Below are 22,638 nucleotides of genomic sequence, written 5' to 3'. Positions count from 1 at the left end.
GCCGGATCGATGCTCGTGCGTCCATTGTACGCGCGGACGCGGAGTCCTGCGCCGCGCGAGCGCCCCGCGCGGAGATGTGCGCTTCAGAAGGACGAATGCGGCGAATGCCGCCCTGGGAAGTGCACATGACCTCGCGAGGTGCGCGCCTCATCGCGCGAGATGGTGGCCCTGAGCGACCGCGCGCATGATCAGATCCTGCACCGAGGCCCAGTCGAACATGACCTGGGGGTAGGAGACTCGAATGACCCGGTACCCCATCAGCATCAGCTCCGCATCGTGCCGGATGTCCTCGGACCGCTGGGATCCCGTGTGGTGTGCTCCGTCGATCTGCAGGATGAGACGATCTCCGATGAGCGTGTCGACGCGGTGGCCGGCGATCCAGATCTGCACCCGGATGGGGAGCTTCAGCCAGCGGAGCCGTTCGCGCACGTAGGTCTCGAGCCCGGCATCCGCGAAAGGCGTCGCCCGGAGCAGAATCCGCCGCGCGACGGGTTTCCACGTGAGACCGCGCAGCGACTCCACCGTCACCAACCCGCTGTGGAGCGCCGACTCCCAGGTCGCGAGCGCCTGCTCGAACGGCTCGCACACCGCGATGTGCGCCAGGACGTTCTCCACCGGATCGGCGAGTGCGTCCGGATGCCGCGGCAGAGGAGGCCGTCCCCAGTGGAGCTTCGCATCCACGGGCAGCTTCCGGGCGCTGTGAGGCGGAACCGCGAAATGCGGCCGACCACGGTGATCGTGCAGCCACAATCCGAGGCGGCTCGCCTGGGTGCGGCAGGTCAGCACCACCCCGAACCGTGCGGCGGCCACCAGCTGCCTGTCGGCATCCTTCGACGCGATCCATCCGCGGCGTGGCCGCGTGATGACACCACCGGCGACGCCCGACTCCACCGTGCGACGCGCGAACCCCTGTTCCACGACGACCGTGAAGGAGGCGATCCCGCCCCGCGCCGCGAGGAAGGTCAACAGGTCGTCGAGGCGCGTCATCCGGACAGCCTGGCTCTCCGGCATCCGGCATCCTGTCGCTCGGCCCGCGGATCACCACCGGGTGTGGAGAAGTCGGCGCGTCGTCTCTTCGCGCAGGGGAGGTCACACACCCCCTTCGGGCCGGCGTTCACTCGGCGGTCCTCGCGTTCGCCACAGCAGGAGATGCGCGTGTCGCAAGGTCTCCCTGCCGCGAAACGTCCTTGCCGATTGCACACGTCCTCGGCAACTGCACGGGCGGCCCCGGCCGAACGCGGCTGTCGGCCCCACCGCCTACCCTCGAACCATGGCCCGCACGACCGAATCCCCTGTCGCCCCTCGCGTCTCTCCCCCTGATCTGCCCGACCGTCTCGACCCGGCGGAGCCTCGTCGCAGCGCTGACCTCCTGGCCGCAAGCCTCGACCTCACCGCGAGCGCCGATCTGGCCTACGCCTCACTCGAGCAGTGCACGGTGCGTGCTGACGCCGACGATGTCGACCTGACCGGCGCCACGATCCTCGACGTCGCGATGGACGGCGTCCGCATCGCATCGCTGAAGCTGCGCGATGCGGGAATCCGTCGGCTGCGGATCAGCGGAGGCCGGATCGGGACACTCGACCTCAGCGGCGCACGCATCGACGAGCTCGAGCTGCGCGACCTGCGCATCGACTACCTCAATCTCGGCGCCGCACGCGCCACCGACGTCGAGATCTCCGACTGCCGCATCCGCACCATCGACATCCCGCAGGCCGAGCTCACCCGCGTGCGCTTCGCCGTGACCTCGACCGATGAGATCGATCCTCGTGGCATGCGGGCGAAAGACGTCGACCTGCGTGGTCTCGATGCCGCGTCCTACCTCGACGCCAACAGCCTGCGCGGGACTACCCTCACCGGGTTCCAGGTGCAGCAGCTCGCTCCCGTGATCGCCGTCGGCCTGGGCATCCAGATCAAGGACTGACGGCGCCGCTCGCGTCGAGCAACTCCCTCGTGAACGGATGCTGCGGCGCGGCGAACACCACCCCGGTCGCTCCCTGTTCGACGATGCGCCCCTCCTGCATCACGAGGATCTCGTCGGCGACCGCACCGACCACGTCGAGGTCATGCGAGACGAGGATCATCGTGAGCCCCCGCTCCTGCTGCAACCGCGCCAGCAGACGCAGGATGCGCTCGCGCACCGAGGGGTCGAGCGCGGAGACCGGTTCGTCCAGGACGAGCACCTCGGGATCGGCGGCGAGCGCGCGGGCGATCGCCGCCCGCTGACGCTGTCCGCCGGACAGAGCAGCCGGACGTCGGCCGGCGAGCGCGGGATCGAGATCGACCTCCGCGAGGAGGGCGGCGACCCGCGCCGCTCGCTGAGCACGTGGCACCCCGCCCGCCTCCAGCGCCTCCCGCAGTGATCGACCGACCGTCCACCGCGGATCGAACGCCCCGAGAGGATTCTGGTGCACCAGCTGCACCCTCCTGTCGCCGATCCAGCGCAGAGCGCCCGCGTCAGGCTGCTCGACGCCGACGATCATCCGCGCCAGAGTCGTCTTGCCGGAACCCGACTCCCCGACGATCCCCAGAGTTCGCCCTTCGGCGACCGAGAACGAGGCGTCGACCACCGCAGGAACATCGCCGAAGCTCTTCGACGCCTCGACGACCGTCAGGACCGGCGAGGACGCGACCGCAGAGGAGACGCGCGGCTCGTGCATCGTCGCCGCGATGAGCTGCCGCGTGTACTCGTGCTGCGGGCGCTCCAAGACCTCTGCCACCGGTCCGCTCTCGACGACCTCGCCGTGACGCATCACCAGCACCCGGTCGGCGAGCCGCCGGACCGCCGCGAAGTCGTGGCTGATGAAAAGCACCGCTGTACCGGTGTCGGCGATCTCGCGCAGCAGCCCGAGGATCCGCGCCTGCACCGTGGCGTCGAGCGCCGTGGTGGGCTCGTCCGCCACGAGGACAGCCGGATCCGCGGCGATGGCCGAGGCGATCAGCGCGCGCTGCCGCAGTCCGCCCGACAACTCATGCGGGTACTGGCGCGCACGCCGCTCGCCGTCCGGCATCCACACCCGCGTCAGCAGCTCTCGCACCCGTGCAGCGAGCGCAGCACGACCGTGGACGATGCCGTGCAGGCGCAGCGGCTCGGCGATCTCGGCGCCGATCCGGCGCAGCGGGTCGAGCGAGACGAGAGCGTCCTGCGAGACGAGGCCAATGCGCGCACCGCGCAGCCGCCGCCACTCGCGCTCGCCGAACGCCGCGGCATCCGTCCCGTCGATCACGAGCGTGCCGACGGTGACCTCCGCATCACCCGGCGTCAGCCCGAGGAGCGCGCGTGCGGTGAGCGACTTCCCGGCGCCGGACTCTCCCACGATCGCGACGCACTCGCCCGGCGCAACCGTCAGCGAGACGCCGTCCACGACCGCCGTTCCGTCGAACGCGATGCGCAGTCCTTCCAGTTCGAGCGCGGCGCTCATGACGTCCTGCCCTCCCCCCGTGCCCGCAGGATCCTGCCGACGACGGTCGCCGAGACGACCGTGAGCGTGATCGCGATGCCGGGGAAGACCGAGATCCACCACGCCTGGCCGAGCACATTGCGACCACCCGCGAGCATCAGGCCCCATTCGGGCGTCGGCTCGGAGGGACCGAGGCCGAGGAAGCTCAGGCCCGCCGCGGCGAGGATGCTCGACCCGATGCCGATCGTCGCGAGCACGCTCAGCGAACCGAGCACTCCGGGCGCGACGTGCCGCACGAACGCCCGGACCGGAGCCACCCCGAGGATCCGCGCCGCCTCGACATGCTCCGCGACGCGCAGCGTGCGCGTCTGCACGCGGGCGAGACGGATGTAGACCGGGCCGGCGGCGAGCGTCACGGCGATCGCGATGTTCACGGGTCCCGGTCCGAGGACCGCGACGACGACGAGTGCCACCAGAAACTCGGGGAACGCCATCAGGACGTCGTTGATCCGCATCATCGCCGCATCGATGCCGCGCGGGGCGACGCCGGCGAGCGCTCCGAGGAGGAGACCGCCGACGAGCGCGATACCGGTGGCGAGCAGCCCGATGCCCAGCGAGCGGCCCGCGCCGTGGATGACCCGCGAGTACACGTCGCGCCCGCTCTGATCGGTGCCGAAGAGGTGCTCGGCGCCGGGCGGCAGGAGCGCAGACTGCACGTCGGTCTGCAGCGGGTCGTGGGTGGCGAGGACACCGGGCCAGAGCGCGGCGAACGCGATCGCGAGAAGGACCGCGATCGCGACCCCGAGCAGGCATCGCTGAGCGCGCCTCATCGGGCACCGCCGGCGCGCGAGGCCCTTACGCGCGGATCGATCAGCGGATGCAGGAGCTCGACCACGAGGTTGACCGCCACGAAGACGACCGCACTCAGCAGGATGATCCCGGTGATGACGGGGAGGTCGCGGTCGCTGATGGCGGCGAGGGTGACGCGTCCGAGACCGGGACGAGCGAACACCGTCTCCACGAGCACTGCCCCGCCCAGCACCGAGCCGGTCAGGTAGGCGGCGAGCGTGACGGCATTGGCGGCGCCGTGCCGCAGGCCGTGGCGCATCGTGAACCAGGTGGGCCCGGCACCGCGCGCGCGGACCGTCTCGGCGAACGGCATCCGCTCCGCCTGCACCAGCCCGTCGCGGAGCACCTGGCTGAGGAGCGCCGCGACCGGCAGCGCCAGCGTGATCGCCGGCAGCACGATCGTGGCCGGGTTCCGCGCCCCCGACACCGGGAACCAGCCGAGTCCGAACGCGAAGACGCTGAGCAGGATGAGCCCGATCCAGAACACCGGCGACGACAGCACCACCAGCTCGATCCCCGCCGCGACGGCACGACCCGCCTGCCCGCGGACGAACAGCGCCACGGCGAGCGCGAGCACGACGGCGATCAGAAGCGCGAGCACCGAGAGCTGCAGCGTCGCCCCGAGCTGCCGGCCGATCACCTCGCTCACCGGCATCCGCAGCTGATAGGACTCGCCGAGGTCTCCTCGTGCCAGCTGCCCGATGTACGCCAGGTACTGCTCGATCGGTGGCCGGTCGAGCCCGAGGTCGCTGCGGATGCCGTCCTTGACCGCTTCACTCACCTGAGCCTGGGGTCCGAGCATCACCGACACGGGATCGCCGGGGATCACCCGGAAGGCGAGGAAGGCGACCGTCGCGGCGCCCCACAGGACGATGACGACGGATGCCGCGAGGCCGAGGACACGGAGCAGCGCAGCCTTCATCCCTCTCCTCCGGCGCAGACCCGCACTGAGCGAGCGAATGCGAGTCGAAGTGTCGATCAACGACCGATGGAGATCAGCCGACGCTCACATCGTAGAACAGCGGCCGGCCGTACAGGTCGTAGTCGAGTCCCTTAACGCGCTCGCCCACCGCGGTGATCGCGGACGGGCTGTACAGGGGCACGATCGCCGTGTGCTCGGCGTTCCACTCCTGCAGCTGCGTGTAGAGCGTGTTGCGCTCGTCCTGGTCGCTGGACGCGACGGCCTGCTCGAGCAGCGCATCGACCGCGGGGTCGGACACCTGCGACGCGTTCTGGAAGCCGTCCGTGTGCAGGTGGCTGCGCAGGAAGTCGGGATCGACGCCGGAGAACCCCCAGTCGGTGAGGTCGAACGTCTTCGGGCCGTACTGCTCGTTGTAGGCACCCGGCTCCAGCACCTCGCGGACGACGTCGAAGCCGATCTCCTTGAGGTCGGACTGGATCGCGTTCGCGAGAGCGGCACGGTCGTCGGGCACGGGCGTCCAGGCGATCCAGCGCACGGAGAGCGGCTGACCGCCCTTGGTACGGATGCCGTCGGCGTTGCGCTCGGTCCATCCGGCTTCGTCCAGAAGCGCGTTGGCGGCGTCCTGGTCGAACTCCCACGTTCCTTCGAGCGCGGCGTCGTACCCGGGGGTCGTCGATCCCAGCACGCTCCAGGCGCGCGGGAACTGGCCGAAGAAGATCTCCTTCACGGCCGGGTCGATGTCGATGCCGCGGGCGAACGCCTGGCGCACCTTCTCGTCGGCGAAGACGCCGTACTTCTCGTTGAGGTACAGCGAGTACGGCAGACCGGGGTACTCGACCGAGTCGACCGTGAGGCTGTCACCGAGATCCTTCGCGAGGTTCGGCGGGATGTTGCTGGCGAGGTCGGCTTCGCCGCTCTCCACGACGCCGGCGCGGACCGAGGCCTCGGGCTGGATCTCGACGCGGAGCGTCTCGACCTTCGGAGCCTTCTCGTCGTGCGGGCCCCAGGCGTAGTCGTCGTTGCGCGTATAGACGATCTCCTGGTCGGGCGTGTACTCGGTCAGCTCGAAGGGACCGGTGCCCACCGTGATGCCGGGACCGCCCGCCTTGAGCTGATCAGCCGACTCCGCCAGCACGGCCGGCGAGTAGAAGCCCAGCTGCGGCGTGCTCGCCGCCTGGAGGAACGGCGCGTACGGCTGGGTGAAGGTGACCTTCACCGTGTGGTCGTCGATGACCTCGGTGCCGGCGTAGAAGTCTGCGCCGAGCATGCTGGCGGCCTGAGCCGACGCGGTCTCCGGGTCGACGATGCGGTCGAAGTTCGCCTTCACCGCGGCGGCGTCGAAAGCCTCGCCGTCGGTGAACGTCACGTCGTCACGCAGCGTGAAGGTGTACTCGGTGCTGTCGTCCGACACCTCCCACTCCTTCGCCAGCCACGGCGTGAACGAGCCGTCCTCCTCCTGGAAGACCAGGGAGTCGAGCACCGCGCGCTGCACCATGCCGGAGACGTCGAGCTGACTCACCTGCGGGTCCATGTGCCCGGCCGACAGATTCGCTCCCTCGATCGACCAGACGAGCTCGCTGTCGCTCTCGCCGGAGGGCCCGGCGCAGGCGGTCAGCACGAGTGCGGTGGCGGCAGCGAGTGCGGCGAAGGGCAGAACACGGCGCGCGGGATGTGCGGGCATGACGATTCCTCAGGACGAACGGGTCGGGATGGAGCAAGTCTATGGCCGAATTGTTGGACGGGGTCGATCTGTGACGCTCCGACCGGCTCGATCCCCGACGGCGAGAGCACATCCGCGGCTCGGTAGACTGGTCGGACAACCCACACTCAGGCACGCTCACACAGTGCCGCATACATCGCGCAAGGAGACCGTCATGTCTATTCCCGACAAGCCCGTACTCGAAGGTCTCGAAGCGAAGTGGGATTCCGCCTGGGCGGAGCAGGGAACCTACCTGTTCGACCGCCTCCGTGCGGCTGAGGCCGGACGCGAGGGCGTCTACTCGATCGACACCCCGCCGCCCACGGCATCCGGAAGCCTGCACATCGGCCACGTGTTCTCGTACACGCACACCGACGTCAAGGCGCGCTACGAGCGCATGCGCGGCAAGACCGTGTTCTACCCGATGGGCTGGGACGACAACGGCCTCCCCACCGAGCGACGCGTGCAGAACTACTACGGCGTGCGCTGCGACCCGTCGCTCCCCTACGACGCGGGCTTCACTCCCCCGTTCGAGGGCGGCGACAACAAGTCGAGCCGCGCGGCCGATCAGCAGCCGATCAGCCGCCGCAACTTCATCGAGCTGTGCGAACGCCTCACCATCGAGGACGAGAAGCAGTTCGAGGCCCTCTTCCGCCAGCTCGGACTGAGCGTGGACTGGACCCAGACCTACCGCACCATCTCGGACGACACCATCCGCCAGAGCCAGCTCGCGTTCCTGCGCAACATCGAGCGCGGCGAGGCGTACCAGGCGCTGGCCCCGACGCTCTGGGACGTCGACTTCCGCTCGGCCATCGCGCAGGCCGAGCTCGAGGACCGCGACCAGCAGGCCGCGTACCACACGATCGAGTTCCCCTTCGCGGACGGCTCCGGCTCCATCGCCGTCGACACGACCCGTCCCGAGCTGCTCCCTGCCTGCATCGCGATCGTGACGCACCCCGAGGGTCCCCACAAGCACCTCATCGGCACCAAGGTGCGGACGCCCTTCTTCGACGCCGAGATCGAGATCCACGGCCACCACCTCGCGCAGCCCGACAAGGGCACGGGCGCGGCGATGGTCTGCACCTTCGGCGACGTGACCGACATCATCTGGTGGCGCGAGCTCCGCACCACGACGGGCGACTCCCTTCCGAACATGACCACGATCGGCCTGGACGGGCGCTTCCTTCCCGAGGCGCCGGCATCCGTCGGCGAGGCCGAGGCGTCCGCCTGGTACGCCGAGAACATGGGCGGCAAGACCGTGTTCAGCGCGCGCAAGGCGCTCGTGGAGAAGCTGCAGGAGACCGGCGACATGACCGCCGTCGGCAAGCCGTTCAACCACGCCGTGAAGTTCTTCGAGAAGGGCGACCGTCCGCTCGAGATCGTGTCGACGCGCCAGTGGTACATCCGCAACGGCGCCCGCGACGGCGAGCTGCGCGACCAGCTCATCGCCCACGGCACCGAGCTCGCCTGGCACCCCGAGTTCATGCGCGTGCGCTACGAGAACTGGGTGGGCGGCCTGACCGGCGACTGGCTGGTGTCGCGTCAGCGCTTCTTCGGCGTGCCGATCCCGCTCTGGTACGGCCTCGACGAGAACGGGGAGCGCGACTACGACCGCGTGCTCACGCCCGACGTGGCATCCCTCCCGATCGACCCGACGACCGACGTCCCCGCCGGATACACCGCGGACCAGCGCGGGGTGGCCGGTGGATTCGACGCCGAGGCCGACATCCTCGACACCTGGGCGACGTCGTCGCTCACGCCGCAGCTCGCCGGTGGCTGGCAGCGCGACGAGGAGCTGTGGCAGCTCACGGCGCCGTTCGACCTGCGCCCGCAGGGCCAGGACATCATCCGCACGTGGCTGTTCTCGACGATGCTCCGCTCCACCCTCGAGGACGGCAGGACGCCGTGGCGCAACGCCGCGATCTCCGGCTTCATCGTCGACCCCGACCGCAAGAAGATGTCGAAGTCGAAGGGCAACGTCGTCACGCCCGCCGATGTGCTGGAGAACCACGGATCGGATGCTGTGCGCTACTGGGCGGCATCGAGCCGACTGGGGATGGACGCGGCGTTCGACCCGCAGAACCCCACGCAGGTGAAGATCGGCCGACGCCTGGCGATCAAGGTGCTCAACGCCGCGAAGTTCGTGCTGTCCTTCCCCGTGCCCGAGGGCGCTCAGGTCACGCACGCACTCGACGCGTCGATGCTCGCCGCCCTCGACGGCGTGGTCGCCGAGGCCACGAAGGCCTTCGACCGCTACGACGCGGCCCGGGCGCTCGAGATCACCGAGGCGTTCTTCTGGACTTTCTGCGACGACTACCTCGAGCTCGTGAAGGAGCGCGCGTACAACCAGACCGACGTGGGCCAGGCATCGGCCGCCCTCTCGCTGCGGTCGGCACTCTCGACGCTGCTGCGCCTGCTCGCGCCGGTGCTGTCGTTCGCCACCGAAGAGGCCTGGTCCTGGTTCGAGGAGGGTTCCGTGCACACGGCCGCGTGGCCGGTGGCCGGGTCCCTGAGCTCGGCGGAGGGCGACCCCGCCGTGCTGTCCGTGGCGAGCGAGGCCCTGATCGGCATCCGTCGGGCGAAGACCGAGGCCAAGGCCTCGCAGAAGACCCCGGTCGCCCGCGCCGTGATCGCCGCTCCCGCCGCCAAGCTCGCCGCGCTCCGCGCCGCGGCCGACGACCTCCGCGCCGTCGGCCGCATCGCAGAGCTCGAGTTCGTCGAGGCCGAGGAGTTCGCGGTCACCGCGATCGAGCTCGCCCCCGTCGAGGAGGCCTGATGCAGCTGGGCACGCGCTGGGCAGCGGGATCGGAGCCGCCGGCTTCGGTACCCGCCGCCCTGCGCCCGGCGATCGCCGAGGTCGAGGCGAAGACGGCTGGGCCCCTGAGCCTGTCGAAGGGCCACTGGACCCTCACCTGGCTGGAGGGCCGGGCGATCGCCGAGCTCGATGCCGGCTGGGAGGTCTTCCAGACCGCCTCAGGCGACGTCGTGGCTCGCCCCTTCCAGGACTGACCTCTCACCCGCGGCAGGGTCAGCGCAGCGGGAGTCCCAGCTGCGCGAGGGCGAGATCGACGGCACGCGGGTCCTGCTTGCGGGCCTGCTGCTCGCGGAGCAGGTCGAGGGCGATCTCGCGGCGCTCGGCGCGCGCGGCGATGCGCCGGTCGACGTGCCGGGCGAGCCAGAGCGCGGTGCGCTGAAGAAGTCGTTCGAAGGGCGTCGGGGACGCGAGGCGGAGCGTTGCGGTGGTCATGATCCCTCCTCAGGGCTGTGGCGGCGGCTGTTCGCCTTCGGCAGGTCGAAGATGTCGGCACGGAGGGACACCCGCCGCACGTCAGGCCCTGTCTGTCCGCGGAAGCGCTCGATCGCGCTGTCGACGAGGGCCTCGAGCTCTTCCCTGAGCTCCATGACCTGAGCGGCGGTCATGTCGAGGTGTGTCGTCATGGTCAGGGCGACATCGCGCCATTCCTCCGGCACATCGGAGTCGGGGCGGTTGAGATGAGCCATCAGCGACTCCTGACGCAGTCGGAAGAACTCCGACGTCACGATCTGCGCGGCGGCGCGATTCGCCGGCGACATCGCCTCATCAGGACCGGGCATGTCGATCCGCCCCTTGGGCCGCTCCCACCACCGCTCCCGGGCGGTGCCGCGACCCTCGACCTCGCGGATGAGGTCGTGCGCGGCGAGGGCACGCAGGTGATAGCTCGTGGATCCCGAGGTCTCACCGACCAGCGCGGCGAGCGAGCTGGATGTCTGCGGTCCCTGCGAGGCGAGCAGATCGAAGATCCGCACGCGCAGCGGGTGCGCGAGAGCCTTGAGCGCCCCCGAGTCCAGGGTCCTGATCTGCGTGTTCTCCGTCATGCATGCAAAGATACCCTTGCAAAGAGTTCTTTGCAAGCGTTTCTTTGCAACAGGTTCTTTGCAGTTGGCGGGATCAGCCGATCGACGCCCTCGCCGTGACGAAGGCTGCGACGCAGCGCTCGATCTGCTCGGCGGTGTGGGCCGCCGAGAGCTGCACGCGGATGCGGGCGAGACCGCGCGGAACGACCGGGAAGCTGAACGCGGTCACGTAGACCCCCTGCGCCTGCATCTCCGTCGCGATGCGCGCTGTCTTGGCGGCGTCGCCGAACATGACCGGCACGATGGGGTGCTCCCCCGGCAGCAGGTCGAAGCCCTCCGCCGTCATCCGTTCGCGGAAGTGCGCAGCGTTCTCGCGCAGCCGGGCGCGCAGGTCGGCGGATCCCTCCACCAGGTCGAGCGCCGTCAGGGTGCCGGCGACGATCGCCGGCGCGAGCGTGTTCGAGAACAGGTATGGCCGTGACCGCTGACGCAGCAGGGCGACGATGTCGGCGTGCGAGGCGACGTATCCTCCGGATGCTCCGCCGAGGGCCTTCCCGAAGGTCCCGGTGTAGATGTCGACGCGATCGGCGACGCCGCAGAGCTCCGGCGTGCCCCGACCGTTCTCGCCGACGAAGCCCACGGCGTGCGAGTCATCGACGAACACGAGCGCGTCATAGCGCTCGGCGAGGTCGCAGATCTCGGCGAGCGGGGCGATGTATCCGTCCATCGAGAACACGCCGTCCGTCACGACCACGCGGAACCGCGCATCGGATGCCGCGCGCAGCTGCTCCTCGAGATCTGCCATGTCGCGGTTGCGGTAGCGCAGCCGCCGCGCCTTCGACAGACGGATGCCGTCGATGATCGACGCATGGTTGAGCTCGTCCGAGATGATCGCGTCCTCGGCGCCGAACAGCGTCTCGAACACACCCCCGTTGGCGTCGAAGCACGATGAGTAGAGGATCGCGGCCTCCGTGCCGAGGAAGCCCGCCAGGCGTCGCTCCAGCTCCAGATGCTGCTCCTGCGTGCCGCAGATGAAGCGCACGCTGGCGAGACCGTAGCCCCACTCCTGCAGCGCCGTCGTCGCCGCATCGAGGATCCGGGGATCGTCCGCGAGGCCCAGGTAGTTGTTCGCGCAGAAGTTCAGCACCTCCGCACCGTCCGCCGTGATCTCGGCGCTCTGCGCGCCACGGATGCCGCGCTCGTGCTTCGTGAGCCCCGCCTCCTCGATCCCCGCCAGCTCCGACTCCACATGCTTCTGGAAAGTCCCGAACATCACAGCTCCGTCCAATCGAGGATGATCTTGCCCGTGCCCGCGGACTCCGCCGCGGCGAAACCCGACTCCCAGTCGCGGGCCGGGATGACGTCGGCGATGACGCGGCCGATCGATTCCCGGAGCGTCGCGCTGGTCTGCAGCATCGCCCCCATCGCGTTCCAGGTCTCGAACATCTCGCGCCCGTAGATGCCCTTGATGGTGAGCATGTGGGTGACGAGCTTGCCCCAGTCGATCTCGAAGCCTGCGCTCGGCAGGCCGAGCATCGCGATGCGCCCACCGTGGTTCATGTTGTCGATCATGGCGGGAAGAGCGGATGCCGAGCCGCTCATCTCGAATCCGATGTCGAAGCCCTCGCGCAGGCCGAGCACGCGCTGCGCGTCGCGGATGTCGCGTTTCGAGACGTCGACGACCTCGTCGGCGCCCATCCGTCGCGCCATCTCCAGGCGAGGGGCGCTGACGTCGGTCGCCGTGATGAACCGCGCTCCGGCATGCCGCGCGACCGCGATCGCCATGAGGCCGATCGGACCGCAGCCCGTGACCAGCACGTCCTCGCCGATGAGCGGGAAGGTGAGCGCGGTGTGCACGGCGTTGCCGAGGGGATCGAAGATCGCGCCCAGCTCGGGGCTCACCTCGGCGTGATGCACCCAGACATTCGCAGCGGGGAGCGACAGGTACTCGGCGAAGGCGCCGTCGCGCTGAAGTCCGAGGCCGACGGTCCGGATGCACATCTGACGTCGCCCCGCGCGGCAGTTGCGGCAGGTGCCGCACACGATGTGCCCCTCTCCGGAGACGCGATCCCCCACGGCGATGTCGTGCACGAGGGGTCCGACCTCGACGACCTCGCCGTAGAACTCGTGCCCGGGGATGAGCGGCGCGGCGATCGCGGAGGCGGCCCAGTCATCCCAGCGGCGGATGTGCAGGTCGGTTCCGCAGATCCCGGTGCGGAGCACTCGGATGATCACCTCGTCGGCGGCGGCCACCGGATCGGGTCGGTCGACGAGTTCCAGACCAGGACCGCGTGCGCCTTTGAACAGTGCCTTCATGGTCTCGATCACACCGCATCCGACCCTGTAGAGCAATCCTCATCGTCTGCACCATCGTTGTAGTCGGAGCTAAACTTTGAGGATGGAACTCCACCAGCTGCAGATCCTGCGTGAGCTGCACGCCCTGGGCAGCGTCACAGCTGTGGCCGAGGCGCTGCGAGTGACGCCATCGGCCGTCTCGCAGCATCTCGCGGCCCTGCAGCGCGGCTTCCGCAGCCCGCTCACCCGCAGAGAGGGCAGGACGCTCGTGCTCACCCGCGCCGGTGAGGTGCTCGCGGCCGCCGGTGCGGACGCGATCGACGCCATGGCGGCGGCGCGGAACGCCCTCGACGACTTCGAGGGCACGGCGACCGGCGTCGTGAGCGTCAGCGGATTCCACAGCGTGGGCCAGGCGCTGTTCGGGCCGCTGCTGCGCGAGCTCTCCGGCATCCCCGACGCCCCCACCGTCCAGCTCACCGACGAAGACGTCGCGCAGAGCGAGTTCCCCGGGCTCACGGCGCGCCACGACCTCGTGCTGGCGCACCGCATGGAGCACTCCGATCCATGGCCGGCCCAGGGCGTGCGCAGTCTGACGCTGATCCGCGAGCCTCTGGACGTGGCCGTTCCGGCATCCCACCCGCTGGCCTCTCGCGCCAGCGTCACGCCGCAGGACGTCGTCGGCGAGCGGTGGGTGACGAGCCGGGTCGGATACTCCCCCGACGACGTGCTCCGCGCGGTGTCCGCTGTCGCGAAGCAGCCGATCGAGGTGCAGCATCGCATCAACGATTACGGCGCGGTATCGGCGGTCGTCGCTGCGGGCGGCGTGCTGGGAATGCTGCCGCGCTTCACCTCGCGAGGCGTCGACGATCACGACATCGTGCGCGTGCCGCTGCGGGGCGTGAGCACCCATCGCATGATCGATCTGCTCGCTCGACCCGAGAACCTGCGGCGCCGCTCCGTGCGACTCACCGTCGACGCGCTGCAGCGCGTGATGACCAGGCTGAGCGACGACGCCTCCTGATCGCGGCCCCCACCGATGGCTAGGCTCGGAGGATGACCGACGCCTCGAACCCGCTGCTCCAGCCGTCTGCACTCCCCTACGGGCTTCCCGACTACCGCGCGATCCGCCCCGAGCACTACCTCCCCGCATTCCGCGCGGCCTTCGATGAGCACCTTCGCGAGGTCTCCCGCATCACCATGGTGCGCTCGATGCCGACCTTCGAGAACACCATCGAGGCGCTCGAACGATCGGGCGAACTGCTGGATCGCGTGTCGCACGCGTTCTACACCGTGAGCTCGGCCGATGCGACGCCGGCGATCCAGGCGGTCGACGAGCAGCTCGCTCCGCTCATGGCCGCCCACCAGGATGCGGTCGCGCTCGACAGCGCGCTGTACTGGCGCGTGCAGCAGGTGGATGACCAGCTCGAGCATCTCGAACTCGACGCAGAGCAGCGCTATCTGGTCGAGCGGCACCACCGGGAGATGACGCACGCGGGCGCCGGACTCGACGACGAGGCGAAGGCCCGGCTGACCCTGCTCAATCAGCAGCTGTCGACCCTGAGCAACACGTTCGAACGGAACCTCCTCAACGACACGAACGACCTCGCCGTGGTCTTCGACTCCGCCGAGGAGCTCGACGGGCTGAGCGCGGGAGAGCTCTCCGCGGCGGCCCGCGCCGCACAGGAGCGCGACCTGGACGGCGGCTTCCTGATCGCCCTCCCCCTCTTCACCGGCCACCCGTACCTCGCGCAACTGCGCGACAGGGAGTCGCGCCGCCGCATCATGGCCGCGTCGCGGGAACGCGCCTCGCGCGACAATGCGAACGACAACCGTCCGATCCTCACCGAGATCGTCCGCCTGCGCGCCGAGCGCGCCCACCTCCTCGGGTACGAGTCGCACGCGGCCTACGTCACCGCGGACGAGACCGCCGGCACCCCGGAGGCGGTCGAGCGGATGCTGCGCCGACTCGCCGCCCCTTCGGCGCGGAACGCCGCCGCCGAGCGCGAGGCCCTGCAGGCGATCGTCGACGAGACCGAAGCGGCGCCCTTCCCCGTGGAGGCGCACGACTGGGCGTTCTACACCGAGAAGGTGCGCACCGCCCGCTACGACATCGACTCCGGGGCGCTGCGACCCTGGTTCGAGGCCGAGCGGGTCCTGCAGGACGGCGTCTTCTTCGCCGCGGAGCGCCTGTTCGGCGTCACGTTCGCAGAGCGCCGCGATCTCGTGGCCTACCACCCCGGTGCGCGCGTGTTCGAGGTGAGCAACGCCGATGGGAGCGCCCTCGGGCTCTACATCCTCGATCTCTACACCCGTGACGCCAAACGCGGTGGCGCGTGGATGAATCCGATCGTCAGCCAGTCGCGGCTGCGTGGCACGGCGCCGGTGGTCGTGAACAACCTGAACGTTCCGCTGCCCGGCGACGGCGAGCCCACGCTGCTGACGCTCGACGAGGTCACGACGCTGTTCCACGAGTTCGGGCATGCGCTGCACGGCCTGTTCGCGACCGTCACCTACCCGCACTTCGCCGGGACGAACGTGTTCCGCGACTTCGTCGAGTTCCCGAGTCAGGTGAACGAGATGTGGATCCTCTGGCCCGAGGTCCTCGACAACTACGCGCGGCACCACGAGACCGGGGAGCCGCTGGATCCCGCGATCGTCGAGCGTCTCCTGGCCACCGAGACGTTCGACCAGGGACACGCGACCAGTGAGTACCTGGCCGCCGCATGGCTCGATCAGGCGTGGCACCGGATCGGGACCGCGACCGAGATCGACGACGTCGCGGCCTTCGAAGCGGCGGCGCTCGCCGACATCGGTCTCGACGACCCGGTGGTTCCCACCCGCTACTCGTCCACGTACTTCGCGCACGTCTTCTCGGGCGGATACAGCGCGGGGTACTACTCGTACATCTGGAGCGAGGTGCTCGACGCCGACGCCGTCGAGTGGTTCCGCGAGAACGGCGGCCTGACCCGCGAGAACGGTGACCGCTTCCGCGACCGGCTCCTGGGTGTGGGAGGTTCGAAGGACCCCCTCGAGGCATACCGTGACTTCCGCGGCCGCGACGCCGAGATCGGGCCGCTGCTGACGCGTCGCGGCCTCGAGGCCTGAGACGCGCATGCAGGACCCGCTGCGCCTGATCAGCGACGCCTTCGACGCGCGTGCCTCCCGCTACGACGAGAGCGCGATGCATCGCTCGGTCGCCGCGGCGACGGCCGAGTTCCTCGACCTGTCCGAGGCGGACGTCGTTCTGGATGTCGCCACCGGCACCGGTCTCGTGCTCCGGGAGATCGCGTCGAGGGCCGCCGATCCGCACCTCATCGGCGTCGACATCTCCGCCGGGATGCTGGACGTCGCACGGTCGCACCTACCGAAAGCCCGGTGGATCGAGGCGGAAGCCTCCGCGATCCCGCTCCCCTCGGGATCCGTCGACCTGATCACCTGCGTGACAGCGCTGCACATCATTCCCGAGGTCGCCGGAGCGGCCGCGGAGTGGCGCCGGCTTCTGCGGCCCGGCGGGCGTCTCGTCACCGCGACCTTCCGCAAGATCGACACGTCCGGACACGGCGCTCCCGAGGCCTCCACGGCCGACAGGCCCTATGACCGCGACCACGAGCCCTACTCGAGCACCACGCGCCTCGCCGAGACCTTCGGGAGCTACGGCTTCACGATGCGGCGCCACCGGGATTGGAGCGACGGAACCGACGAGCTGCTCATCGCGGAACTCGTCGCGGATGCTGCCCTGAGCTGATCCGCGCCTCCTGACATCACACCGCGAGTAGCCCGAGCCCGCGCGCGAAGGCGCGCATCCGCTCCGCCATCGCCTGCGGGACTTCGGCGACAGCGAAGTGCCCTCCCTCCGGCATCCGATCGAAGGAGCGCAGGTCGCGATAGTACGCGCGGGCGACGCTCTCCGGGTAGTCGTGTTCGTGCGTCTGGATCGCGACAGCCGCCGGCACCTCGACCGGGGGGATCCGCTCGTCGCCACCGCCGTCGAAGTAGGGGCGAAAGGACGTTGCGATGCTCTGTGTCGCCCAGTAGATCGTCGCCTCGGTGAGAATCCGGTCGCGCGAGATCCGTCGCTCGACCAGCTCCGGCTGCGCAGTGGGCGTGTCGCTCCACTCGACGAGCTTCTCGGTGAGCCATGCGAGCAGGCCGGCGGGAGAATCGTTGAGCCCGACGGCGAGCGTGTCGGGGCGCGTCGCCTGGATGTGCCCGTAGGCACCATGCGGCCCGCCACGGGCGGCGAGTGCGTCGAAGAACGCTCGCGCCTCCGGTTCCTCCAGAGCGTCGCGTTCCTCCGAGGTGCCGAAGTGCGCGTGGGTCGCGAGTATCCCCTGCACCGCCTCCGGGTGGCTCGCGGCGATGAGGTCGCTCACGTTGGCGGTGACGTCTTCGCCGTAGGTGAGGTAGTGCTGATACCCGAGCACGTCCGTCATGAGCGTGTGCATGAGTTCTGCCATCACGCGCTCGGTCAGCGTGCCGTCGAACGGCGCGGAGAAGCCGAACCCCGGGAGGCTCGGAACCACGACGTGGAAGTCCGGCAGCAACCGCGCGAACTCGAGCTGGAGAGCGAACGTGTGGGGCCACCCGTGCATGACGAGCAGTACGGGCGCTTCGGGCCGATCGGACGGAAGGTGGACGAAGTGGATGTCGGTGCCGTCGACGTCGGCGAGGTACTGCGGATTCTCGTTCAGCGATCGCTCGCGAGCCCGCCAGTCGAAGTCCGCCCAGCTGTCGACGAGCGCACGGAGGTACTCGGCGGACAGGCCCGCCTCTGGGCGACGAGGCGAGTCCGGCAGCAGCCGAGTTCGCGCGAGCCGCGCACGAAGGTCGTCGATGACGTCGTCCGGGATCGCTATCTGGAAGCTGCGCATGGCGTGACGCTACGCGTGGCCACCGACATCCCGGACGGCTGGACGCTCCCGCGGCTCGTCGCCGCGGGCCGGACTCACGCGCTCTTGCGCTTGCGCTCCATCACGATGGTGGGCGGTGCACCCTCGTCGACGGCGGCGCGGGTCACGATGACCTTCGCGACGTCTTCGGCAGAAGGGATCTCGAACATGATCGGACCGAGCACGTCTTCCAGGATGGCGCGGAGGCCGCGGGCGCCGGTCTTGCGATCGACGGCGAGGTCGGCGATCGATCGCAGCGCCTCTTCGTCGAACTCGAGCTGGACGCCGTCGAGCTCGAACATGCGCTGGTACTGCTTGACCAGGGCGTTGCGGGGACCCGTGAGGATCTCCATCAGCGCGTCCTGATCCAACGGCGAGACGTTCGTCACGACGGGCAGTCGACCGATGAACTCCGGGATGAGTCCGAACTTGTGCAGGTCCTCGGGCAGCACCTCGCTGAACAGGTCGAGGTCCTTGGTCTTGTCGTGCAGAGGAGCACCGAAGCCGATGCCGTGCTTTCCGACGCGCGCCGAGACGATGTCCTCGAGACCGGCGAACGCACCGGCGACGATGAACAGGACGTTCGTCGTGTCGATCTGCAGGAACTCCTGGTGCGGGTGCTTGCGACCGCCCTGCGGCGGAACCGAGGCGACCGTGCCCTCGATGATCTTGAGCAGCGCCTGCTGCACGCCCTCGCCCGACACGTCGCGTGTGATCGACGGGTTCTCGGCCTTGCGGGCGATCTTGTCGACCTCATCGATGTAGATGATGCCCTGCTCGGCGCGCTTGACGTCATAGTCCGCGGCCTGGATGAGCTTGAGGAGGATGTTCTCGACGTCTTCGCCGACGTAACCCGCCTCGGTCAGCGCGGTCGCGTCGGCGACCGCGAACGGCACGTTGAGACGCTTGGCGAGGGTCTGCGCGAGGTAGGTCTTGCCGCAGCCGGTCGGTCCGATCAGGAGGATGTTGCTCTTCGCGATCTCGACCTCTTCGGCCTTCTGCTCCGCCGTCTGGAGGGTGCCGTGCGCGCGGACGCGCTTGTAGTGGTTGTACACGGCGACGGCCAGTGCGCGCTTCGCGGGTTCCTGCCCGACCACGTACTCCTCGAGGAACGAGAAGATCTCCCGCGGCTTCGGCAGATCGAACTCCGCGACGCCCTCGGCGGACGACTCGGCCATCCGCTCCTCGATGATCTCGTTGCACAGCTCGACGCACTCGTCGCAGATGTACACACCGGGGCCAGCGATGAGCTGCTGCACCTGCTTCTGACTCTTTCCGCAGAATGAGCACTTGAACAGGTCAGCGCTTTCACCGATACGGGCCATGCGCGTCCTCCTATGGGGGATCCAGAGATCGTTCTTCGAGCCTAACCTCTGCGTACGACACAGGGCCGCATTGGCGCGTACCGGTCTGGCAACGACCCGAGACGACGAGAGGCCGGGTGCGCAGTCACTGCGCACCCCCCCTCCGGTCGTCTCGGATCAGACCATGCTCTTCGTGTGCCAGACGGTCTTGACCTCGGTGAAGGCGCCGATGCGCTCGGGCGAGGCGACGACCTCTCCCGGCGCGAGGACGCGCTTCAGCGTCTCGGCCGCGGCGATCTGCATGTCGACCCAGTCCAAATCGCCCGCTCCGGCAAGATCGAGCGCGTTCACGTCCTGGTGCGAGGCGAGCCACGGCGCGATCTCAGCCGGCGAGCCGGTGAGGACGTTGACGACTCCCCCGGGCACATCGCTGGTAGCAAGCACTTCGGCGAGGCTGATGGCGGAGAGCGGATGCTGCTCGCTCGCGATCACCACGACGGCGTTGCCTGCGACGAGCGCAGGTGCGACGACCGAGACCAGGCCCAGCAGCGCCGAGTCCTGCGGCGCGACGATCGCGACGACGCCGGTCGGCTCCGGCACCGAGATGTTGAAGTACGGACCCGAGACGGGGTTCGCGTTTCCGGCGACCTGCGCGTACTTGTCGCACCAGCCGGCGTACCAGACCCAGAGGTCGATCGCCTCGTCGACCTGCGCGGCAGCGGCCGACGAGGATCCGCCCTCCTGGGCGACGATCTCGTCGATGAACTGCGCACGGCGCCCCTCGAGCACCTCGGCGACCCGGTACAGCACCTGTCCGCGGTTGTAGGCGGTCGCACCCGACCAGCCCTTGACGGCGGCGCGCGCGGCGACCACGGCGTCGCGGGCATCCTTGCGGGATCCCTGCGCGGCGTTGGCCAGGAACGCGCCCTTCGGCGACAGCACCTCGTAGGTCCGGCCCGACTCGCTCCGCGGGAACGCCCCGCCGATCGCGAGCTTGTACGTCTTCGGCACGGTCAGACGCTTGCTCATGCTGCGGCTCCCTTGAGGTAGGCGGTGAGGCCCTGACGTCCGCCTTCGCGGCCGTATCCGGACTCCTTGTAGCCGCCGAACGGGCTCGACGGATCGAAACGGTTGAACGTGTTCGCCCAGATCACTCCGGCGCGCAGACGATCGGCGACCGCGAGGATGCGCGACCCCTTGTCCGACCAGATGCCGGCGGAGAGCCCGTACGGCGTGTTGTTCGCCTTGGCGATCGCCTCGGCCGGGGTGCGGAAGGTCAGCACCGAGAGCACCGGCCCGAACACCTCGTCCCTGGCGATGCGATGCGATGCCTCGACGCCGGTGAAGATCGTCGGCGCGAACCAGAACCCCTTCTCCGGGATGACGCAGTCCGCGGTCCAGCGCTCCGCACCCTCGGCCTCGCCGATATCGCTGAGCTCCCGGATGCGGGCGAGCTGAGCCGCCGAGTTGATCGCACCGATGTCGGTGTTCTTGTCGAGCGGATCACCGAGGCGCAGCGTCGACAAGCGGTTCTTGAGCCGGTCGATGACCTCGTCGTGGATCGACTCCTGCACCAGCAGCCTGCTGCCTGCGCAGCAGACGTGACCCTGGTTGAAGAAGATGCCGTTCACGATGCCCTCGACCGCCTGGTCGATGGGCGCGTCGTCGAAGACGATGTTGGCGGCCTTGCCGCCGAGCTCGAGCGTCAGCTTCTTCTTCGTGCCGGCGACGGCCTTGGCGATGTCGCGGCCGACGCCGGTGGAACCGGTGAAGGCCACCTTGTCGACGTCGGGGTGGCGCACGAGGGTCGCGCCGGTCGCGCCGGCGCCCGTCACGATGTTCACGACACCGGCAGGAAGGTCGGCCTGCTGCAGGATCTCCGCGAAGATCAGGGCGGTCAGCGGCGTGGTCTCGGCCGGCTTCAGCACGACCGTGTTGCCGGCGGCCAGGGCCGGGGCGAGCTTCCACGCGAGCATCAGCAGCGGGAAGTTCCACGGGATCACCTGCGCGGCGACGCCCAGCGCACGGGGATTCGCGCCGAGCCCCGCGTGGTCGAGCTTGTCCGCCCACCCCGCGTAGTAGAAGAACCAGGAGGCGACGAGCGGAACGTCGACGTCGCGGCTCTCCTTGATGGGCTTGCCGTTGTCGAGGCTCTCGGCGACGGCGAGCTCGCGGGCCCGCTCCTGCACGAGGCGGGCGATGCGGAAGAGGTACTTGCCGCGGTCGCGCCCGCTCATCCTCGACCAGGTCTTCTCGTAGGCGCGGCGAGCCGCGGCGACGGCGCGGTCGACGTCGCCGTCATCCGCCGTGGCGATCTCGGCGATGCGCGTCTCATCCGAGGGCGAGATGGTGCTGAAGCTCGTGCCTGAGCCATCGACGAACTCGCCGTCGATGAACAGTCCGTAGCTGTCCTTGAGGTTCAGGATCGCCTTCGACTCCGGTGCCGGAGCGTATTCCAGAAATGACATGGGGATTCCTAGTCGATCGTGACGTAGTCGGGGCCGGAGTAGTGGCCGGAGCTGAGCTTCTGACGCTGCAGGAGCACATCGTTGAGCAGGCTCGACGCGCCGAAGCGGAACAGGTGCGGCTGGAGCCACTCCTCCCCCACCGTCTCGGCGACCGTGACGAGGTACTTCACGGCGTCCTTCGATGCGCGGATGCCGCCGGCGGGCTTCACGCCGATCTTCTCGCCCGTGCCGCGGTACCAGTCGCGCACGGTCTCGAGCATGAGCAGCGTGGTGGGCAGCGTGGCCGCGGGCTGGACCTTGCCGGTCGAGGTCTTGATGAAGTCGCCGCCCGCCAGGATGCCGAGCCACGACGCGCGCTTGATGTTGTCGTAGGTGTTGAGCTCGCCGGTCTCGAGGATCACCTTGAGCGAGGCGTACGAGCCGTCCTCGCGGCGGCAGGCCTCCTTCACCTGGGCGATCTGGTCGAAGACAAGACCGTAGCGCCCGGAGAGGAATGCCCCGCGGTCGATGACCATGTCGATCTCGTCGGCTCCGGCGGCGACCGCTTCGGCCGTGTCGGCGAGCTTGATCGCCAGCGACGAGCGTCCGCTGGGGAACGCGGTGGCCACGGCGGCGACCGAGATCAGCCCGTCGTCGGGGTCTCCGTGGAGACTGCCGAGCGCGGTGACCGCGTCGCCGACCATGTCGCCATAAACGCAGACGGCCGCGACCCGGGGAGTCGACGCATCCGCGGCATCCGGGCTCTTCGCCTTCGCGACGAGCGAGCGCACCTTGCCGGGAGTGTCTGCACCCTCGAGCGTGGTGAGGTCGATCAGCTTGATGATCGTGTCGAGCGCCCACGCCTTCGACGTGGTCTTGATCGATCGCGTGCCGAGTCCGGCGGCCCGCTGCTCCAGGCCGACGGCGTCGACGCCCGGAAGCCCGTGCAGGAAGCGTCGGAGGGTGGCGTCGTCCGGCTCACCGCCGAGGACGTCCACCGC

The 22,638-nt window shown here is 69.3% G+C and carries 20 protein-coding genes; 6 read left to right on the top strand and 14 right to left on the bottom strand.

Features of this window, described 5'->3' with window-relative positions:
- Window positions 1-147: 147 nt before the first annotated feature.
- Window positions 148-987 (bottom strand): endonuclease domain-containing protein, encoded by an 840-nt coding sequence (locus ABD648_RS00840; RefSeq protein WP_282216855.1) that lies wholly within the window; start codon window positions 985-987, stop codon window positions 148-150.
- 283 nt (window positions 988-1,270) lie between these two features.
- Here ABD648_RS00840 and ABD648_RS00835 point away from each other — a divergent pair, with 283 nt between their 5' ends.
- A complete protein-coding gene (locus ABD648_RS00835; protein ID WP_282216854.1) occupies window positions 1,271-1,921 on the top strand; it encodes a pentapeptide repeat-containing protein in 651 nt (216 codons plus the stop codon).
- On the opposite strand, the gene ABD648_RS00830 is transcribed toward ABD648_RS00835, so the two are convergent.
- The 4 genes from ABD648_RS00830 to ABD648_RS00815 all read right to left on the bottom strand — a co-directional run bounded on the left by ABD648_RS00830 (window position 1,911) and on the right by ABD648_RS00815 (window position 6,850).
- Window positions 1,911-3,419, bottom strand: a complete 1,509-nt coding sequence (locus ABD648_RS00830; protein WP_282216853.1) for an ATP-binding cassette domain-containing protein — start codon at window positions 3,417-3,419, stop codon at window positions 1,911-1,913. The genes ABD648_RS00835 and ABD648_RS00830 overlap by 11 nt on opposite strands.
- Window positions 3,416-4,228, bottom strand: a complete 813-nt coding sequence (locus tag ABD648_RS00825) for an ABC transporter permease (protein ID WP_282216852.1) — start codon at window positions 4,226-4,228, stop codon at window positions 3,416-3,418. Before ABD648_RS00825 ends, ABD648_RS00830 begins: the two co-directional genes overlap by 4 nt.
- Entirely contained in the window at window positions 4,225-5,169 is a 945-nt protein-coding gene (locus ABD648_RS00820) for an ABC transporter permease (protein ID WP_282216851.1), read from the bottom strand. Before ABD648_RS00820 ends, ABD648_RS00825 begins: the two co-directional genes overlap by 4 nt.
- A 73-nt stretch (window positions 5,170-5,242) precedes the next feature.
- Window positions 5,243-6,850, bottom strand: a complete 1,608-nt coding sequence (locus ABD648_RS00815) for an ABC transporter substrate-binding protein (protein ID WP_282216850.1) — start codon at window positions 6,848-6,850, stop codon at window positions 5,243-5,245.
- Window positions 6,851-7,043: 193 nt separating this feature from the next.
- On the opposite strand from ABD648_RS00815, the gene valS reads away from it, so the two are divergent.
- Both valS and ABD648_RS00805 read left to right on the top strand, forming a co-directional pair.
- On the top strand, window positions 7,044-9,644 hold the full coding sequence (gene valS / locus ABD648_RS00810; RefSeq protein WP_282216849.1) for a valine--tRNA ligase: 2,601 nt from the start codon (window positions 7,044-7,046) through the stop codon (window positions 9,642-9,644).
- Window positions 9,644-9,877: a hypothetical protein gene (locus tag ABD648_RS00805; RefSeq protein WP_282216848.1), complete on the top strand. Its 234-nt coding sequence runs from the start codon at window positions 9,644-9,646 to the stop codon at window positions 9,875-9,877. The genes valS and ABD648_RS00805 overlap by 1 nt, the downstream gene beginning before the upstream one ends.
- 19 nt (window positions 9,878-9,896) lie before the next feature.
- Here the strand turns inward: ABD648_RS00805 and ABD648_RS00800 are convergent, their stop codons facing one another.
- The 4 genes from ABD648_RS00800 to tdh form a co-directional block, all read right to left on the bottom strand.
- Window positions 9,897-10,115, bottom strand: coding sequence for a hypothetical protein (locus ABD648_RS00800; protein ID WP_282216847.1), 219 nt, complete (start codon window positions 10,113-10,115; stop codon window positions 9,897-9,899).
- Complete coding sequence (locus ABD648_RS00795) at window positions 10,112-10,723, bottom strand: ArsR/SmtB family transcription factor (RefSeq protein WP_282216846.1); 612 nt, start codon at window positions 10,721-10,723, stop codon at window positions 10,112-10,114. The genes ABD648_RS00800 and ABD648_RS00795 overlap by 4 nt, the downstream gene beginning before the upstream one ends.
- Before the next feature lie 73 nt (window positions 10,724-10,796).
- Window positions 10,797-11,975, bottom strand: coding sequence for a glycine C-acetyltransferase (locus ABD648_RS00790; RefSeq protein ID WP_282217471.1), 1,179 nt, complete (start codon window positions 11,973-11,975; stop codon window positions 10,797-10,799).
- Window positions 11,975-13,018 carry an L-threonine 3-dehydrogenase gene (gene tdh / locus ABD648_RS00785; protein ID WP_282217470.1) on the bottom strand — a complete coding sequence of 348 codons (1,044 nt, stop codon included), beginning with the start codon at window positions 13,016-13,018 and terminating at the stop codon, window positions 11,975-11,977. The genes ABD648_RS00790 and tdh overlap by 1 nt, the downstream gene beginning before the upstream one ends.
- A gap of 82 nt (window positions 13,019-13,100) precedes the next feature.
- Here tdh and ABD648_RS00780 point away from each other — a divergent pair, with 82 nt between their 5' ends.
- From ABD648_RS00780 to ABD648_RS00770, 3 genes are read left to right on the top strand one after another with little or no spacing between them, the layout of a single operon-like run.
- Window positions 13,101-14,018: a LysR family transcriptional regulator gene (locus ABD648_RS00780; protein WP_282216845.1), complete on the top strand. Its 918-nt coding sequence runs from the start codon at window positions 13,101-13,103 to the stop codon at window positions 14,016-14,018.
- A gap of 32 nt (window positions 14,019-14,050) precedes the next feature.
- On the top strand, window positions 14,051-16,102 hold the full coding sequence (locus tag ABD648_RS00775) for a M3 family metallopeptidase (RefSeq protein WP_282216844.1): 2,052 nt from the start codon (window positions 14,051-14,053) through the stop codon (window positions 16,100-16,102).
- Window positions 16,103-16,109: 7 nt separating this feature from the next.
- A complete protein-coding gene (locus ABD648_RS00770; protein WP_282216843.1) occupies window positions 16,110-16,742 on the top strand; it encodes a class I SAM-dependent methyltransferase in 633 nt (210 codons plus the stop codon).
- A gap of 16 nt (window positions 16,743-16,758) precedes the next feature.
- Here ABD648_RS00770 and ABD648_RS00765 read toward each other — a convergent pair whose 3' ends face one another.
- The 5 genes from ABD648_RS00765 to deoC form a co-directional block, all read right to left on the bottom strand.
- Window positions 16,759-17,868, bottom strand: coding sequence for an epoxide hydrolase family protein (locus ABD648_RS00765; protein ID WP_282216842.1), 1,110 nt, complete (start codon window positions 17,866-17,868; stop codon window positions 16,759-16,761).
- Between the two features lie 74 nt (window positions 17,869-17,942).
- Entirely contained in the window at window positions 17,943-19,211 is a 1,269-nt protein-coding gene (clpX, locus tag ABD648_RS00760; RefSeq protein WP_223627985.1) for an ATP-dependent Clp protease ATP-binding subunit ClpX, read from the bottom strand.
- A gap of 156 nt (window positions 19,212-19,367) precedes the next feature.
- Entirely contained in the window at window positions 19,368-20,219 is an 852-nt protein-coding gene (locus tag ABD648_RS00755; RefSeq protein WP_282216841.1) for an aldehyde dehydrogenase family protein, read from the bottom strand.
- A complete protein-coding gene (locus ABD648_RS00750) occupies window positions 20,216-21,658 on the bottom strand; it encodes an aldehyde dehydrogenase family protein (protein ID WP_282216840.1) in 1,443 nt (480 codons plus the stop codon). Before ABD648_RS00750 ends, ABD648_RS00755 begins: the two co-directional genes overlap by 4 nt.
- Window positions 21,659-21,666: 8 nt before the next feature.
- The gene (gene deoC, locus ABD648_RS00745; RefSeq protein WP_425561717.1) at window positions 21,667-22,635 is read right to left on the bottom strand and encodes a deoxyribose-phosphate aldolase; all 969 of its coding nucleotides are present in this window, start codon (window positions 22,633-22,635) and stop codon (window positions 21,667-21,669) included.
- Window positions 22,636-22,638 lie beyond the last annotated feature (3 nt).

It is taken from the genome of Microbacterium luteolum, assembly GCF_039533965.1.
Classification (GTDB): Bacteria; Actinomycetota; Actinomycetes; order Actinomycetales; family Microbacteriaceae; genus Microbacterium; species Microbacterium luteolum.
The sequence above is the reverse complement of the archived record's forward strand: the minus strand, read 5'-3'. Positions and strand labels throughout refer to the sequence as shown.